13 protein-coding genes are annotated in these 16,368 nt (G+C 67.1%); 6 read left to right on the top strand and 7 right to left on the bottom strand.

Going from position 1 to position 16,368, the window contains the following annotated elements; translation table 11 throughout:
* Positions 1–6 precede the first annotated feature (6 nt).
* The 6 genes from BCO18175_RS32300 to BCO18175_RS32275 all read right to left on the bottom strand — a co-directional run bounded on the left by BCO18175_RS32300 (position 7) and on the right by BCO18175_RS32275 (position 7,112).
* Positions 7–1,695, bottom strand: a complete 1,689-nt coding sequence (locus tag BCO18175_RS32300) for a dipeptide ABC transporter ATP-binding protein (protein WP_174986954.1) — start codon at positions 1,693–1,695, stop codon at positions 7–9.
* Positions 1,692–2,561 carry an ABC transporter permease gene (locus BCO18175_RS32295; RefSeq protein WP_174986952.1) on the bottom strand — a complete coding sequence of 290 codons (870 nt, stop codon included), beginning with the start codon at positions 2,559–2,561 and terminating at the stop codon, positions 1,692–1,694. Before BCO18175_RS32295 ends, BCO18175_RS32300 begins: the two co-directional genes overlap by 4 nt.
* A gap of 13 nt (positions 2,562–2,574) precedes the next feature.
* Positions 2,575–3,603, bottom strand: coding sequence for an ABC transporter permease (locus tag BCO18175_RS32290; RefSeq protein ID WP_174986950.1), 1,029 nt, complete (start codon positions 3,601–3,603; stop codon positions 2,575–2,577).
* 53 nt (positions 3,604–3,656) lie between these two features.
* Positions 3,657–5,297, bottom strand: a complete 1,641-nt coding sequence (locus BCO18175_RS32285; protein ID WP_174986948.1) for an ABC transporter substrate-binding protein — start codon at positions 5,295–5,297, stop codon at positions 3,657–3,659.
* 91 nt (positions 5,298–5,388) lie between these two features.
* Positions 5,389–5,964, bottom strand: a complete 576-nt coding sequence (locus tag BCO18175_RS32280; RefSeq protein WP_174986946.1) for a GNAT family N-acetyltransferase — start codon at positions 5,962–5,964, stop codon at positions 5,389–5,391.
* Positions 5,961–7,112, bottom strand: coding sequence for an MsnO8 family LLM class oxidoreductase (locus BCO18175_RS32275; RefSeq protein WP_174986943.1), 1,152 nt, complete (start codon positions 7,110–7,112; stop codon positions 5,961–5,963). Before BCO18175_RS32275 ends, BCO18175_RS32280 begins: the two co-directional genes overlap by 4 nt.
* 325 nt (positions 7,113–7,437) lie before the next feature.
* Here BCO18175_RS32275 and BCO18175_RS32270 point away from each other — a divergent pair, with 325 nt between their 5' ends.
* A complete protein-coding gene (locus BCO18175_RS32270; protein WP_174986941.1) occupies positions 7,438–8,745 on the top strand; it encodes an NtaA/DmoA family FMN-dependent monooxygenase in 1,308 nt (435 codons plus the stop codon).
* A 92-nt stretch (positions 8,746–8,837) separates the two neighbouring features.
* Complete coding sequence (locus BCO18175_RS32265) at positions 8,838–9,452, top strand: pyridoxamine 5'-phosphate oxidase family protein (protein ID WP_174986938.1); 615 nt, start codon at positions 8,838–8,840, stop codon at positions 9,450–9,452.
* Positions 9,453–9,675: 223 nt separating this feature from the next.
* Here the strand turns inward: BCO18175_RS32265 and BCO18175_RS32260 are convergent, their stop codons facing one another.
* Positions 9,676–10,338 (bottom strand): hypothetical protein, encoded by a 663-nt coding sequence (locus tag BCO18175_RS32260; protein ID WP_174986936.1) that lies wholly within the window; start codon positions 10,336–10,338, stop codon positions 9,676–9,678.
* A 497-nt stretch (positions 10,339–10,835) separates the two neighbouring features.
* Here BCO18175_RS32260 and BCO18175_RS32255 point away from each other — a divergent pair, with 497 nt between their 5' ends.
* The 4 genes from BCO18175_RS32255 to BCO18175_RS32240 are packed head-to-tail and all read left to right on the top strand — an operon-like array spanning position 10,836 to position 16,037.
* Positions 10,836–12,329: an NAD-dependent succinate-semialdehyde dehydrogenase gene (locus BCO18175_RS32255; protein WP_174987200.1), complete on the top strand. Its 1,494-nt coding sequence runs from the start codon at positions 10,836–10,838 to the stop codon at positions 12,327–12,329.
* A gap of 29 nt (positions 12,330–12,358) precedes the next feature.
* Complete coding sequence (locus tag BCO18175_RS32250; protein ID WP_174986934.1) at positions 12,359–13,525, top strand: iron-containing alcohol dehydrogenase; 1,167 nt, start codon at positions 12,359–12,361, stop codon at positions 13,523–13,525.
* Positions 13,526–13,577: 52 nt separating this feature from the next.
* Positions 13,578–15,041 carry a flavin-containing monooxygenase gene (locus tag BCO18175_RS32245; protein ID WP_174986932.1) on the top strand — a complete coding sequence of 488 codons (1,464 nt, stop codon included), beginning with the start codon at positions 13,578–13,580 and terminating at the stop codon, positions 15,039–15,041.
* Positions 15,042–15,053: 12 nt separating this feature from the next.
* Positions 15,054–16,037 carry an alpha/beta hydrolase gene (locus BCO18175_RS32240; RefSeq protein ID WP_174986916.1) on the top strand — a complete coding sequence of 328 codons (984 nt, stop codon included), beginning with the start codon at positions 15,054–15,056 and terminating at the stop codon, positions 16,035–16,037.
* Positions 16,038–16,368: the final 331 nt, after the last annotated feature.

Genomic DNA, 16,368 nt, shown 5'->3' with positions numbered 1-16,368 from the left:
CGGGGGTCATGCGAACGCGGCGTGCGCGGGTGACGGGCGCGCGTCGGGCAGCGTGGGCAACGCGTCGAGCAGCGACGCGGTGTAAGGATGCGACGGCGCGTCGAACACTTTTCCGACCGGGCCGCTCTCGACCACGCGGCCGCGCCGCATCACGAGAATCCGGTCGGCGACGTGATGCACGACGCCGAGATCGTGCGAAATGAACAGCATCGCGGTGCCGTGCTCGGCCTGCAGGTCGGCGAGCAGGTCGAGCACCTGCGCCTGGATCGACACGTCGAGCGCGCTGACGGGTTCGTCCGCGACGAGCAGCGCCGGATTCGGCGCGAACGCGCGCGCGATCGCGACGCGCTGCCGCTGGCCGCCGGACAATTCACGCGGATAGCGGTCGATGCAGCCGGCGCCGAGCCGCACTTCGTCGAGCAGCTGCAGCACGCGGCGGCGGCGCGCGTCGCCGCGCACGCCGATCGCATCGAGACTCTCGCCGATGATCTGGCCGACCGAATAGCGCGGGTCGAACGAACTGTACGGATCCTGCGCGATCAGTTGCAGCCGCGCGCGGCGGGCACGCCGTGCGGCTTCGGGCACGCCGCTCCACGGTGCGCCGTCGAGTGCGACGGTGCCGCTGTCCGGCTCGAGCAGGCCGAGCACGATCCGTGCGACCGTCGATTTCCCGGAGCCGGATTCGCCGACGATGCCGAGCGTCTCGCCGCGCGCCAGCGCGAACGACACGCCGTCCACCGCGACAGGCGCGTCGTGGCTGCCGTAGCGCTTCGTCACCGCGTCGACGGCGAGCACTTTCTCGCGGACCTCGATCCGCTTCGGCGGCAGCGGAATGCGCGCGGCTGCCGAAGCGACATCGGCTTGCGGATCGGTCGCGAGCCGGAACCCGCGCGAGGCGCGCGTCGGAATCGCGGCGAGTAACTGGCGCGTGTACGGATGTGCGGGTGCGGTCAGTACGTCGCGCGCCGGCCCCTGTTCGACGACCTGGCCGGCCCGCATCACGAGCACGCGATCGGCGAGTTCGGCGACGACCGCGAGATCGTGGCTGATCAGCAGCAACGCATCGCCGGCCTCGCGGCGCGCGCGCAGCAGTGACAGGATCTGGCGCTGCACGGTCATGTCGAGCGCGGTGGTCGGTTCGTCGGCGATCAGCAGCGATGCGCCGCCGGCGAGCGCGGTGCCGATCAGCACGCGCTGCCGCAAGCCGCCCGACAACTGGTGCGGATACTGCGGCAAGCGCCGCTCCGGCTCGTCGATGCCGACTGCGCGCAGCAAGTCGGCGCTGCGTGCATGAACGTCGTGCCGCCGCGTATCGTGCAGCGCCTCGGCGACGAGATCGCGCACGCGCCAAAGCGGATCGAGCGACACGAGCGCGTCCTGCAGCACGTAGCCGATCCGGCGGCCGCGAATCGCGCGCCAGTCGCGTTCGCGATGGCGGCGCGCATCGGTGCCGGCGATCTCGAGGCGTTCGGCGTCGACCACGGCGTGCGGGCCGTTCAGCCCGACGAGACTGCGCGCGGTGACCGACTTGCCGGAGCCCGACTCGCCGACGAGCGCGACGCATTCGCCGGCATGGACGGCGAGGTCGAGCGGCCCGACGACGGGCCGCGTGCCGCGCGGGCCGCGGAACCCGATCGTCAGGCGTTCGACGTGGACGATGGGCGTGACGTGCGGTGCCGGTGCGAGGGTCGTCATGTTGTCTCCCGTCGTTCGAAGCGGGCCTGCCAGTAGCCGCCGAGCGCATTCACGGCGACGACGGCCGCGGTGATCGCGAGGCCGGGCCAGACCGCGATCCACCACGCGTTGTACAGGTAGTTGCGGCCCTCGGCGAGCATCAGCCCCCACTCGGCGGCGGGCGGCTGCGGCCCCATGCCGAGGAAGCTCAGGCCCGACGCGCCGATGATCGCGGTGCCGAGCCCGACGGTCGCGAGCACCGGCACCTGCGCGATCGCGTGCGGCAGCACGTGGCGCCACACCAGCGCCGCCGGCGCGAGGCCGAGCGTGCGCGCCTGCTCGACATAGCCGGAACCGGCGACGACGAAGGTCTGCGCGCGCACCACGCGCGCGAAACGCGGCACCGATGCGACGCCGAGCGCGAACACGAGGTTCGTGGCGCCCGGGCCGGTAAACGAGATCAGCATCAGCGCGAGCAGCAGGTCGGGGAACGCGGACACCACGTCGAGAAAGCGCGTGATCAGTTCGTCGAGCCAGCCGCGCGCGAGGCCCGCGAACAGGCCGAGCGCGGTGCCGAACAGCGTCGCGACCGCGATCGACGCCGCGCTGATCGACAGCGAGTAGCGGGCGCCGTAGACGACCCGCGAGAAGATGTCGCGGCCGAGCTGGTCGGTGCCGAGCCAGTGTTCGGCGCTGCTGCCGAGCTGCGCGGCCAGCGGATCGGCGGCCAGCGGGTCGTAGCGCGCGAGCCAGCCGGGAGCGATCACGGCGACCGCGTTCAGCAGCAGGTAGAGGGCGGCAAGCGTGAGGCCCGGATGGCGGCGCAGCCAGCCGGCCGCACCGAGCGGCGCGCGAGGGCGCCACGACAGGTCGAGGGGCGTGGACATCGGATTCTCCGGTTCAATGCCGCGCGCGGCGGTCGCGCAGGCGGGGATCGATGAGGAGGTAGAGCAGGTCGACGGCGGTGCTGAGCGCGACATAGATCGCCGCCGACAGGATCGCGATCGCGAGGATCACCGGCATGTCCTTCGACAGCACCGCGTCGACGGTGATCTTGCCGAGCCCGGGCCGGCCGAATACCTGCTCGGTGATCACCGCGCCGCTCAGCAGCCCGCCGACGAGCCAGCCGGCGAGCGTGACGGCCGGCAGCGCCGCGTGGCGCAGCGCATGACGCACGCGCAGCGCGAGCCCGCCGATGCCCCACGAGCGCACCGTCAGCGCATACGGCTCGTCGAGCGCGCGCTCGATGCCCTGGCGCAGCACGCGGCCGATCACGGCGCCCTGCGCGAGCCCCAGCGACAGCGCCGGCAGCACGAGCGACGCGAAGCCGCGATCGCCGGCGACCGGGAACAGCTTCAGCGTGAAGCTGAACACGAACAGCAGCATGATCCCGAGCCAGAACGACGGCGTCGACGCGAGCAGCAGCTCGACGCCGGACGCCGCCCGCCCGGCCCAGCGGCGGCCGGCCGTCAGCACCGCGAGGCCGACCGCGAACACGAGGGTCACGACGAGCGCCGCGCCCGTCAGCTTCAGCGTCGGCCCCAGCTGGCCGATCACGAGCGGCGCGACGTCGGTGTTCAGGATGTAAGAGCGACCGAAGTCGCCGTGCAGCACCCGCCACAGGTAGTGCAGGTACTGCAGCGGCAGCGGCTCGTCGAGCCCCCATTCCTGGCGGATCGCGGCTTCGATCTGCGGTGTGCTCAGTTGCTCGCCGATCAGGATGCTGACGATGTCGCCAGGCGCGAGATGCACGGCCGCGAACGACAGCGTGACCGCGGCCCACAGCACGAGCACGCCGGTGGCGAGCCGCGTCGCCACAGGTGAGCGCAGCCAGCGGCGCCACGCGGCCGGTGACGATGCGGGCGGCGCGGCGGGCGTGGGCGACGCGGCGTCGTGAACGGCAACAGGTACGGCGCTCGGATGGTTCATGCTCGGCTTCTCCTGCCGGTGCCGCGCGCGGCGGACCGGTGTGGCTGACTCGCTTACTTCTTCACCCACACGTCGTACGGGTTCTCGGGCATCTGCGCGAACGGGCGGAAGCGCAGGCCCTGGACGGCCTTCGCGGCGGCGATCTGGTCCTCTGGCTCGTACAGCGGCACCGCGTATGCCTGCTCGTTGATCGCGAAGTGCTGCAGCTCGCCGTACAGCGTCTTGCGCTCGGCCAGGTTCTGCGTGCGCGCGGCCGCCTGCAGCCAGCGCGTCAGTTCCGGCGCCGCCGCGCGGCTGTAGTTCAGCGCGCCGCCGCGATCGACGGGCAGGTAGTGGCCTTCGATGTCGATGCCGTCCGGCGGCGTGTTCGAGTTCGCGATCGAGCCGAACTTGCCGGTCTTGCGCGCCTCGACGTACGTGCCGTCGTCGACGTACTGGATTTTCAGGTCGACGCCGAGCCGCTGCCGCGCCTGGGCCTGCAGCGCCTGCAGCAGCACGTCGCGCTGGTCGCGCACGGTTGCCTGCGCCTGGATCACCGCGATCGTCAGGCGCTCGCCGCTTTTCGTGCGGTAGCCGCCGCTGTCGCGTGCGCTCCAGCCCGCTTCGTCGAGCAACTGGTTGGCGAGCTTCGGGTTGTTGCCGTAGGTCTTCTCGATGCGCGCATCGTAGAGCGGGTCGATCGGCGACGTGATGCCCCACGCGCGTGTGCGTTCGCCGCGATAGATCGACTGCACGATGCCGGTCGCGTCGAGCCCTTCGAGCAGCGCGCGGCGCACCTTCACGTCCTGCGTGGGGCCGTAGCCGACGTTCAGGAACAGCGAGTACGGCGTGCCGGTGTTCAGCGCGTGCTGGTAGGTGAAGTCCGGATTCTTGCGGATCAGCGCCGCGTCGTTGCCGGATACACCCTCGATCACGTCGACCTGGCCGGACAGCAGCGCGCCGGTGCGTACCGACGACTCCGGCAGGAACCGGTAGACGATCCGGTCGAGGTACGCCGGGCCCTGGTGGCCCGCCGTCGGCGGCGCCCAGCGATAGTCGGGGTTCTTCGCGAATTCGATTTCCTGCCCCTTCACGTAGCGGCGCAGGATGAACGGGCCGGTGCCGGCGATATCGGTGCCGCCCGACTTCAGGCCCGGCCGGTCGAACGCGTTAGGCGACAGCAGCGCGAACCGGCCGGCAAAGGTCAGGAACGGCGCATACGGCGCGTCGAGCGTGATCACGACGGTGCGGGCGTCCGGCGTCTTCACGTCCGCGACGTGCAGGATCTGCCCCGCGAGCTGGCTGCCGCCCGAATACGCCGGATTGCGTGCGTTCAGGAAGTTGCGCGCGACGGCCTGCGCGTCGAGCGGCGCGCCGTCGCTGAACTTCACGCCGTCGCGCAGCGTGAACGTGTAGGTCTTGCCGTCGGCCGACACCTTGTAGCCGGTCGAGAGCCACGGCACGAAGCTGCCGTCCGGCTTGCGCGCGAGCAGGCTTTCGTACACGTTGCGCAGCAGCAGCTCGACCTTGTCCTGGCCGTTCAATTGAGGATTCAGCGTGCGCGGCTCGCTTTCGACGCCCCAGGTCAGCGTGCCGCCGGTGACGGGCGTGCCCTGGGCAAACGCCGCATGCGGCAACGCGAGTGCGAGCAGCAGCGCGGCCGATGCCGTGCGGCGCGACGCGCGGTGAGCGGAATCCGGAAAAGCGAATGTCATGCGGGGCAATCCTTCACGAGTGGTGTTGCGGGTGGAACAGGGCATGGAGAAGCGGGCGCGACGCGGTTACCGGAACGGAGCGCGTGGAGCGTCATGCGCTCGCGCGAAGACGCCCGGCGTCCGCAGCGGCATCTGCGGCCGGCGGTTCCCGGTAGAGATCCGGAATCAGGATCTTTCTCAGCCAGACGAGCGGCGTGCCGAGCGTGTTCGTCGAACGGTCGAACGCGACATAGCCTTGCCGCTCGTAGTACGGCTGCAGCCATGGATGATTGGTCGCGGTCGCGAGATAGGTCGCGGGCGCCTTGACCTGTTCGGTCAGGAACTGCGTTTCGACGTGGCCGAGCAGTGCGAGGCCGAGTCCCTGCCGCTTGAATGCGGGGGCGACCGCGAACCAGTGCAGGAACGGATACGGCGTGCGGTGGCGTTCGCCGGCCACCCACGGGAACCGTACGGTCAGCGTCGCGGCAGGCGCGCGGCGGCCGTCGGCGTCCGCGCGTTCGAGCACGAAGGTCGTTTCGCGCGCAACCGTCTGCGCGACGTGCTCGATCGGCGAGCGAATGATGTTGAAGTGCACGCCCTGCGGCACGAGCGGCGCATACGCGTCCTGCAGCAACGCATAAAGGGCCGGCACGTCGTCGGCGCCGGCAATGCGGATCGTATCGGTCATCGCGTGGCGCCTTCGAGGTCGGGTTGACGCGCGACGGCGGAGGCGTGCGATGTTTGCGACGGTTGTTCCGTCGTTCGTTGCCGTGCTGCAGGGTCGCCGCTGTCTGCCGACGCACCGGCCAGCAGCCGCAGCGACGCAATCCTCGGCGCAGCATCGGCAAGCGGCGTGTCGACGACGAATTCCGCGATCCCGTAGCGGCGATGCAGCGTGTCGAGTTCGCGCAGCACGTCGTCGCGCGTGCCGTGCACGATCCGCGTCTCGCGCGCGTCGATCCGGTGCGGGCCGTCGCCCGCCTGGCGGATGTACGCGTGCGCCTGTTCGAGACTGCCGACGTTGACCGCCGGCGTGTCGCCCACTTGCACGCGAAAGCCTTGATGCCCGCTCGCGAGCCGGGCGGCGGCGTCGCGCGTGGCGGCGACGATCACGGATACGGCGAGCAGCGGCGTGCGGCCGCCGGATGCGTGGCGGTACGCGTCGAAGCTGCGTTCCAGATCGGCGGTGGAGGCATTGAGGTGCGACGCATAGACGAACGCCCAGCCGAGCTGCGCCGCCAGCGCCGCGCTTTCGGCGCTCGCGCCGAGCAGGAACGGCTGTGCGGCGGCGGGCGGAAGCGGTGTCGCGTGCAGCGTGGCGGCTTCGTGCCCCGTGTGGTCCGGTGAAGTGCCGTCGCCTTGCAGATGGCGTTTCAACTCTGCCGCGAGATCGGCGAACGACGCGCGTCGCGCCGGGCCGTAGCCGGCCTGCAGCGCGTGCGTCGACAGCGGCAGCCCGCCCGGCGCCTTGCCGATGCCGAGATCGACTCGATCGGGCGCGAGCGTCGCGAGCAGGTTGAAGTTCTCGGCGATCTTGTACGGGCTGTAGTGCTGCAGCATCACGCCGCCCGATCCGACGCGGATTCGCCGCGTGTGTGCGAGCACATGCGCGATCAGGATTTCCGGCGACGGGCACGCGAGCGCGGCCGTGTTGTGGTGCTCGGCGAGCCAGTAGCGGTGATAACCCGCATCGTCGGCGAAGCGCGCGAGCGACACGCTGCGCGCGAGTGCGTCCGCGGCGGTTTCGCCCGGTGCGACGGGGCTCTTGTCGAGCACGCTCAGGCGAAACGGAAGGGCGGGCAGCGCTGCGGCGGAATGAAGGGCGTCGGACGTCATGAGCATGCGACCGGCGCGGTTCGAAGCGGCACGATCAACTGGTTAGGCATGCCGGATTATTTTTCGACGCCGTTCGCACGGTCAAACAATCAAGAAGAATATCGAAAGCCGAAAATATTCGTTCCGGCCCACCGGGTGGCCTGCGTTATGGTCGATGGCTGCGCGCCTTGCGGCGTGCGCATGGACCCTGCCGAGCGACCCGGCGCACACCGCTGGCTGCGCGGTGCCGGCGCGGGTCCGCCGATCGACCGGAAACATGGGGAACACGGATGAACGAGCGAAACGCGTCGGCCAATCGACATGCGGTGCATGCCGGAGTCACATCATGAGCGATACGCGCAGACGGCTGAAGACGCTCGTCGGCGCCGCGAGCGTGCTGGCTGCGCCGGGCGACGCGGACGCCGCGCAAGGCATCCGTCGCGCGGCGGCGCTCGCGCGCAAGGCGGAAGCCGAGAAGATCACCGGCCTCTTCACGGCCGACCTGTTGCAGGCCGATCCGGCCGGGCTCGCCGGCAGCACCGGCAGCCAGGAGCCGATCGTCGCGCTGGCCGCGCTGAGCCAGGCGACGTCGGCGATCGGGCTCGTCGCGACGGTGTCGACCACGTATCACCACCCGTACAACCTCGCGCGGCTGATCGGCACGCTCGATCACGTGAGCGGCGGCCGCGCCGCGTGGAACGCGGTGACGTCGTCGGTCGGCGAGGAAAATTTCGGCGACACCGCGTTGCCCGACCCGGAACAGCGCTATTCGCGCGCGGCCGAATTCGTCGAAGTCGTCAACGCGCTGTTCGACGCGAACGATCCCGACGCGGTGCGACGCACGCCGAGCGGCGGTGTGTCGGTCGATCCGCGCAAGCTCGGGCCGATCGATTACCGTGGCGCGCACTTCCAGGTGCAGGGGCCGCTGAATGTGCCGCCTTCGCCGCAGCGGCGCCCCGTGCTGTTTCAGGCGGGGCAGTCGGCGAGCGGCGTGACGCTCGGCGCGCGGTTTGCGGAAGTCGTCTACACGTCGCAGCCGACGCTCGAAGATGCACGCACGTTCGTCGACGAACTGCACCGGCAGGCGGCCGCATTCGGCCGGGCGGGGCGGCTGCCGCTCGTGATGAACTCGTTCCACTCGGTGATCGGCGAATCCGACGCCGACGTCGCGCGGCGGCTGCGCGACAAGCACGAACGCATCGATTACGAGCAGGGCCGGCTGAAGCTCGCCGACATGCTCGGCGGCGGCGTCGACCTGCGCGACCTGCCGCTCGACCAGCCGTTGCCGGGATCGCTGCTGCCGGCAATCGACAGCGTGCATCGCCGGCGCGGCCGCGTCGCGATCTTCGTCGGCTATGCGCGGCAGCGCCTGACGTTGCGCGAACTGATCATCCGCGCGCAGGAAACCGGCCACTGGTTCGTCGCCGGCACGCCCGAACAGCTCGCCGATGCGATCGAAACGCGTTATCGCGCGGGGCTCGTCGACGTGCTGTCGCTGCACGGGCTCGGCCAGCCCGACCAGGAGGACTTGCTGCTCAACGGCCTGTTGCCGGAATTGCGCAGGCGCGGCCTGATCGATACCGACTATCCCGGCGACGATTTCCGCGCGAATCTGGAATTGCCGGCCCTGCGCAGCGAGACCGCGACGGCATGAACCGGTAAGCGGCGAGCGGACGACGTGTATACGATGGCGGGACGGCGCCCCGTTTCGTCCTCGCGCCGCAACGTCGACGCAAGGATGCTGATGTGAATCACGAGATCACGACCATCGCGCAACTCGAGGCGATCTACGGGACCCCGCACGAACGTGCGCTGCGGAAGGAAATCGACCACCTGAACGACGACTATCAGGCGTTCGTGCGTGCGTCGCCATTCGTCACGCTGTCGTCGGTCGGGCCGCACGGCACCGATGCTTCACCACGCGGCGATCGCGCGGGATTCGTGTCGATCGTCGATCCGAAAACGCTCGCGCTGCCGGATCGGCCGGGCAACAACCGGATCGATACGCTGCGCAACATCGTGGCCGATCCGCGCGTATCGTTGCTGTTCCTGATTCCCGGCGTCGGCGAGATGTTGCGCGTGAATGGGCGCGCGACGATCAGCGCCGAGCCCGGCCTGCTCGTGCGCTTTGCCGTCGAAGGGAAAACGCCGCGCACGGTGCTGCTGATCCACATCGATGCGGCTTACTTCCATTGCTCGAAGGCGATCGTGCGTTCGCGGCTTTGGGATCCGGACGCGCGGATCGAACGTGACAGGCTGCCGAGCGCCGGTGCGATGCATCGGCGGCTGAGCGGCGGCACGTTCGATGGCGAGTCGTACGATCGCGATCTCCCGGCGCGCACGGTCGCCGGGCTGTACTGAGCGCGGAAGGGGCGATCTGTGCGCGCATCGGCGCAGATCGCACGCGCGGATCGTGTGTCGTATTTCACGATCGCATTGAACAACTGAAGTCGTACGAGAACCGGCGGCGGAGGCCGGGAACGGCTACTTCGGCCGCCGGTAAGTGCCTGTGGTTTGCACGAAACCCGCGACCCGTGGCGATACCCGACCGCGGGCCGCGCGTTGATGCGCGGTCATGCGGCCGTCACGCGTGACGGCGCGCGCCGCATTCGCCGCAGAACAGGTCGTCGGCGGCCATCGGCTTGTGGCACTGCGCGCACGCCGTGGCATCGTCCGCGGCGGGTGATGCCGTATCCGACGCCGGCAGTGACGCCGTGCCCGCTGCGCTGGCGGCGTGCGAGTCGCGTGCTTTCGCGAGGTGATCGGCGGCGCGCTCGCGTGCCTGTTCGGCATGGCGTTTCGCGTCCGCGACGTGCTGGCTCAGCTGCTCTTCCGTCGCGGAGAAATCGACGCCGCTGACCGTCTGCAGATAGATGAGGCACGTGCCGTTGACGAACGTCAGGAACGGAATCACGAGGCCGATCGCGAACAGCAGGCCGTTGCCGAAGCCGTACGCGCCCAGATAGGCCATGCTGCGGTAGTCGAACCCGCCTTCCGCCGCATCCACACCAAGGCCGTAGGCGCTGGCGTGCCGGCCCAGGCCGCCCAGGCCGCCCAGCGTACCCATCAGGCCGCCCAGCGGGCTGGTGCCGGTTGCCGCCGAGATCGACGATGCGATCGCGGCGCACGAGCGCTCACCAGCACGTACCCGATTGCGGCGGACGTCATGCCATACGCTGCCATCTCTCGAGCGGTCGTTTCGGCACGCGCACGGCAACTGCAGCTTCCATCCCGCGATCTGATCCACCTGGACATCGAACCGCCGCACTCGCCGTGCAAATGTCCGCCCACCTCTCAAAGCAGGCAGCGTCGCCTTCGCTCAGTACGCCGCCGACACCGTCCGTTGGGCGCTCCTTGCCGGTGCGGACTCCGGAGCGTTCCACTCGTCTGACTGTCACAACCTTGCGTGGCCATCTCCCAACGAGCCGCCGACAGCCCGTGCAACTACTGAGTTGCCGCGGAAAATGGTTTATGGTCAAATGACCATGTCAAGTGATCTACATGTCTGTTTCATCCCCAAATGGAAGTCACTGCTCAGGCGCGGACTTTCCCAGGGTGGGCAACGTTTTGCGAAGACTTCCGCGTGGCGGAGCCATTGGCCCGCACCGACTACCTGAAGTCAGGCGAAATCCTGGGCGATGGAGCAGGCGTCTGCGTATCGACGCCCGAGCGGTTTTTGCCTGTCGGCTTAAAGCGCCTGGGTTGAAAAAACAAGAATTTCTGGAGACGGTGCTCGTGGATGAGATGCACAGCAGGAAGAATCAAGCGATTGACCCCTCGGCGCTGCGCGCCCAACTGCGAGACGGCTCCTTGCTGGAGACGCGTGCGTGGCTTGCGTCGGGATGGGAGGAGGGTACGGATGGCCGCTCGTTTCCCGTCACGAATCCGGCCACGGGTGACATCCTGGCCCGCGTGGCCAGCCTCGGCGCCGCAGCGGTGGAGCAAGCCATTGCATCGTCGTCGCTCGCACAACAAGGCTGGCAGAAGCGGACCAGCCACGAGCGCGCGAAGATACTGCGCGCCTGGTACGACTTGATCGTGGCGAATGCCGACGACCTCGCATTGATCATGACGTCGGAGCAGGGCAAGCCGCTGGCGGAGGCCCGCGGCGAAATCATGTATGCCGCTTCTTTCGTGGAGTGGTTCGCCGAAGAAGCGAAGCGCGTATACGGCGACGTCATTCCTCACCCGCAAGGTGACAAGCGCATCGTCGTCATTCGTCAGCCGATCGGTGTGTGTGCCGCGATCACGCCGTGGAATTTTCCTGCCGCGATGATCACGCGCAAGGTTGCACCGGCACTGGCTGCGGGTTGCTCCATCATCGTGCGCCCGGCGGACCTGACGCCGCTGACGGCGCTTGCGCTTGCCGTCCTGGCCGAGCGAGCGGGCATTCCGGCGGGTGTCCTTCAAGTGGTGTGCGGCCCGTCGCGCGAGATCGGCGCGGTGCTCACGGCCAGCCCGATCGTGCGCAAGCTTTCGTTTACCGGTTCGACCGAAGTCGGCCGTGTGCTCATGAGTCAATCGTCCGGGACGATCAAGCGACTCTCTCTCGAACTCGGCGGCAACGCACCTTTCATCGTGTTCGACGATGCGGACCTCGACGCGGTGATCGAAGGTGCGATGGCGTCGAAGTACCGGAATAGCGGCCAGACCTGTGTGTGCGCCAATCGCTTTCTCGTCCAGGCAGGCATTCACGACCGCTTCGTCGACGCGCTCGCCCGGCGAGTCGAGGCACTCAAGGTAGGAAACGGCATCGAACCGGGGGTGCAGCAGGGGCCGCTGATCCAGAAGTCCGCCTGTGACCACCTGAATCAGCTGATCGACGATGCCGTAAGCAAGGGCGCACGAATCGTCACGGGCGGGAAAGGCCATCAGCTTGGGGGCACGTTCTTCGAGCCGACCGTCATTGCCGATGCGACGCCGGCCATGCGTCTCGCACGCGAGGAACTCTTCGGGCCCGTCGGCCCGGTGTTCCGCTTCGAGGATGAAGCAGAAGCCATCGCGATGGCCAACGACACCGAGTACGGGCTCGCAGCCTATCTCTATACACGCGACCACGGCCGCATCTGGCGTGTGGGTGAGGCACTCGAGTATGGCATGGTCGGCCTGAATACCGGCGTGATTTCCAACGAGGTCGCGCCGTTCGGCGGAGTCAAGCAATCGGGCCTTGGCCGGGAGGGTTCCCGTTATGGCATCGAGGAATACCTGGAAATCAAGTACATGTGCAGCCAGGTCTAACTGCCAACGTCTGCATCAAGGAAACGTCAATGGAAATCTCCCCGCAGTCGATGCTCTTCGAAACTGTTCCGTCCATTCTCCAGGAATGGGGTTGTGCGCGCCGCTTGGGTCAGGTGATGGCGGCATGGACGGAGCGCCGTCAAGTCCTGATCGTTACCGACGCCGGACTGCACAAGGCCGGCGTGCTGGAGCCGGCGAAAGCGTCGTTGGTGGCTGAGGGATTCCGTGTGGCGGTTTTCGACGAGGTCGTGGCCGACCCGCCGGAGATCGTGGTCTCGCGTTGCGTCGAGTTCGCGCGCAGTGCAGAGGCGGACATCGTCATTGGCCTGGGCGGCGGCTCGTCGATGGACATCGCCAAACTGGCCGCCGTTCTCACTGTCTCGCAGCAGTCGCTCGCGGAAATGTACGGAATCGGCAACGTCCGGGGCGCGCGCCTGCCGTTGGTGCAAATTCCTACAACGGCGGGCACCGGGTCGGAAGTCACCAACATTTCCATCGTTTCGGTTAACGAAACAACCAAGATGGGAATCGTCGCACGTCAGCTGTATGCCGACAAAGTGATCCTGGACGCCGAGCTGACGGTCGGTCTGCCACGCAGCCATACCGCTGCAACGGGCATCGACGCGATGGTTCACGCGATCGAGGCCTATACCAGCAAGCACAAGAAGAATGCCATCTCCGACGCTCTCGCGCGTGAGGCATTGCGATTGCTGGTGAGCAACCTGATCCCGGCTTGCGAAAACGGGGAAGACCGGCGCGCACGTGAAGCAATGCTGCTGGGCGCCACGCTGGCCGGGCAGGCCTTCGCCAATGCCCCGGTGGCCGCGGTCCATGCGCTGGCGTATCCGTTGGGTGGCCATTTCCATATCCCGCATGGCTTGTCCAACGCATTGATGCTCGCACCCGTGCTGCGTTTCAACGCCGCAGCGGCCGCTTCGCAATATTCAGAGCTGGCAGACGTCGTAGGCGCGGGTGGAAAAGGCGACGCCACGGAGCGCACGGCGGCGTTCATCGGATTCATGGAAGACCTGATGGACCGATCCGGCGCGCCGCGTCGTCTCCGCGACGTGGGAGTCACGCATTCGAGCCTGCCAACCCTGGCGGCAGATGCGATGAAGCAGCAGCGCTTGCTGTTGAACAATCCGGTCGTTGTCACGGAGTCGGACGCATTGCGTTTGTATGAACAGGCCTATTGAACCGACGCCGGAAAATCCGTAGTCGCCGTAACGTTGATATAGAGAGTGCACCGTGAACAATGTAGAAAGGATTGAGCACCACGAGGTCGTTATCTTGGGTGCAGGCTTCGGAGGCCTCGGCATGGCCGCCCGCATGAAAATCGCGGGCATCGACGACTTTGTCGTGCTGGAGAAGCGTCCCGATCTCGGTGGCGTCTGGCTGGACAATTCGTATCCCGGCGCGGCATGCGATACCGAATCGCACCTGTACTGCTACAGCTTCCATCCGCATTTGCGCGTGAGCGCCATGTATGCCGGCCGGAACGAGCTGCTGCATTATTTGAAATCGCTTGCCACGCGGTTCGACCTGACGGAACACCTGCGTTTCAACAGCGAGATTCGCAGTGCAGAATGGGATGCAGGCGCAAGCCTCTGGCGGTTCGAGCTGAACGACGGTTCCCGGATGACCGCTCGCTTCTTTGTGCCGGCGTGGGGGCAACTGAACCGTCCGATGATTCCGTCGGTGCGCGGCCTGGCGGAGTTCAACGGAGACTATTTCCACTCCGCCGAGTGGCGGCACGACGTGGACTTGAGCGGCAAGCGTGTGGCAAGCATCGGAAACGCCGCCAGCGCCGTGCAGTATGTGCCGCTCATCGCGCCGAAGGTCGATCACCTGACGGTATTCCAGCGAAGCGCGAACTGGATCATGCCGCGCAACCAGATCGTCTTCTCGACGGAGCAACTCGATACCTACGAGCGCGAGCCCCATCTCTTCGAAGAAAGCAGGAAATCGCTGCACGCATTCCGCGAGTCCGGGTTCGAGCGTACACGGATGGGTTCCAACGCACAGGTGGAAGGCAAGAGTCTCGCGTTGGCACACCTTCATCGCCAGGTGCCCGACCCGGTACTGCGCGAGCAGCTGACGCCGGATTATGAATACGCGTGCAAACGGATTCTGCGATCGGACGACTACTATCCGGCGCTCATGCGCGACAACGTCGCGCTGGAGACGGCGGGGGTGGAATCGTTCGTCGACGAGGGCATCGTGACCCGGGACGGCCGTCTGCTCCCGTTCGACGTGGTCGTGTTCGGAACCGGATTCGAGAGCCAGGCTTTCCAGGGCAGCCTGCAGGTTCGCGGAACGGACCGCACGTTGGCCCAGGCGTGGGAAGACGGCCCGGAAGCCTATCTGGGCATGACCGTGCCGGGCTTTCCGAACATGTTCATGCTGTACGGTCCGAACACGAACCTGAACCACAACTCCATCGTGTCGATGCTCGAGATCCAGCAGAACTACATCATCGACGCGATCGGCGGCATGGCTTCGGCCGGCGTGAAGGCAGTCGACGTCGACAGGGCCGTGTTCGACGAATACAACGGCAAACTGCAATCGGCGATGATCGGTTCGGCGTTTTCGGCGGGCTGCTCGAGCTGGTACAAGAACGCGCAAGGCAAGGTGATCAACAACTGGCCGGGCACGGTGGACGAGTACCGCGCCGCGACGCAATGGGATCAAAGCGTGTTCGCTGCGATCTGAGCGGGGATGCACATGACATCGGTGCACTGGTTGCCGCTGACCGAGGTGGCTGACGATGCTCGGGACGCCGTTAGGGCGTTCCGCGAACTGGGCGGACGGCATTACGGCAGCTTTTCCGTCGACCAGTCGCGCGTGAACTTCGTGCGTGCCTGCGAATTGAACGGCCTCACGGGTGACGAGGCTGTCGTCCATGACGATATCGGTGTTCCCGTCGCGGACGGCAGCATTCGCGTACGGCTCTATCGTCCGCCCGCCGGGGTGGGTGCCGAGGACAACCCGCTTGTCGTCTTCATTCACGGCGGCGGGTGGGTGATCGGCAGCGTGGACACGCATGACGGCATCTGCCGTCATCTCGCACGGCATGGCGGGTGTGCTGTCGCATCGGTGGAGTACCGGCTATCGCCGGAGCACCGTTGGCCGGGCCCGCTCGAAGACTGCGAGCGGGCGCTGGACTACCTGATCGCCAACGCGTCTGTGCTCTCCATCAACGCGTCTCGGGTGATCCTGGCGGGCGACAGCGCCGGTGGCAACATGGCGACCATCATCGCCAATGCTGCATCGCCGGCGGGGCCCTCGATCGTCGGGCAGATCCTGTTTTATCCCGTGACGGACCTGACGGCGTCGCGCCCGTCATATCAGCGCATTCAAGGCGGATTTCCGCTCGTCGCCGAGTCGATGCTCTGGTTCCGGGAACACTACGTGCCGGTTGGCACACCGTTTGATCTGCCGCGCCTGTCCCCGCTGCTGCATGCGGATGGCCGGCGGCAGCCGCCGATGTTCGTTGCCACGGTGGGGCTGGACCCGCTATGTGACGAAGGCATTGCGTACGCGTCATGCGCGGCCCGCGCCGGGAGCAAGGTCGAGCATCACCATCTGCCCGGGCATCATCACGGCATCATCACCGCCGCCCGCACTATCCCGGCAGCGAGATACCTGCTGGATCGCGCCGTTTCCTTTGTCTGGCGGCTTGCCGAAAAAGACGGTTTCGATGTTTGACGCTTTGGTCGTCGCGCGGGCCGGCGCATGCAACCTTCGCGACCGATCGTGTAATGGAAACTCCTGATTCAAATTGCCCCCCGACTGCATAGACTGGGAACCGTGGAACTTGGTCAATTGATCATGTTCGGGGTGGCCGGTCAAACCGGGATGCGCACATCAGTGACCGGCGTGCATGTCCGGTCGGGCGCATGGATGGTTGTCTCGTGCTGGTTTGAAGCGTTGTCGCTGGCATACACGTGTGGGCGTCTCTTTCCTGCGTAGTCGCATGACCAAGTCTAATGATCTAGTCGTGCGGCGTTACGGATATTTTCAATAACTGGTCATCGGA

This window comes from Burkholderia lata, from assembly GCF_902499335.1.
GTDB lineage: Bacteria > Pseudomonadota > Gammaproteobacteria > Burkholderiales > Burkholderiaceae > Burkholderia > Burkholderia lata_B.
This window is presented reverse-complemented; position numbering and strand designations above follow the sequence as displayed.

Bases quoted from the DNA above. Each gene is read 5' to 3' on its own strand.
- BCO18175_RS32300 (WP_174986954.1), bottom strand. From the start codon at position 1,695: ATGACGACCCTCGCACCGGCACCGCACGTCACGCCCATCGTCCACGTC.
- BCO18175_RS32295 (WP_174986952.1), bottom strand. From the start codon at position 2,561: ATGTCCACGCCCCTCGACCTGTCGTGGCGCCCTCGCGCGCCGCTCGGT.
- BCO18175_RS32290 (WP_174986950.1), bottom strand. From the start codon at position 3,603: ATGAACCATCCGAGCGCCGTACCTGTTGCCGTTCACGACGCCGCGTCG.
- BCO18175_RS32285 (WP_174986948.1), bottom strand. From the start codon at position 5,297: ATGACATTCGCTTTTCCGGATTCCGCTCACCGCGCGTCGCGCCGCACG.
- BCO18175_RS32280 (WP_174986946.1), bottom strand. From the start codon at position 5,964: ATGACCGATACGATCCGCATTGCCGGCGCCGACGACGTGCCGGCCCTT.
- BCO18175_RS32275 (WP_174986943.1), bottom strand. From the start codon at position 7,112: ATGACGTCCGACGCCCTTCATTCCGCCGCAGCGCTGCCCGCCCTTCCG.
- BCO18175_RS32270 (WP_174986941.1), top strand. From the start codon at position 7,438: ATGAGCGATACGCGCAGACGGCTGAAGACGCTCGTCGGCGCCGCGAGC.
- BCO18175_RS32255 (WP_174987200.1), top strand. From the start codon at position 10,836: ATGCACAGCAGGAAGAATCAAGCGATTGACCCCTCGGCGCTGCGCGCC.
- BCO18175_RS32250 (WP_174986934.1), top strand. From the start codon at position 12,359: ATGGAAATCTCCCCGCAGTCGATGCTCTTCGAAACTGTTCCGTCCATT.
- BCO18175_RS32240 (WP_174986916.1), top strand. From the start codon at position 15,054: ATGACATCGGTGCACTGGTTGCCGCTGACCGAGGTGGCTGACGATGCT.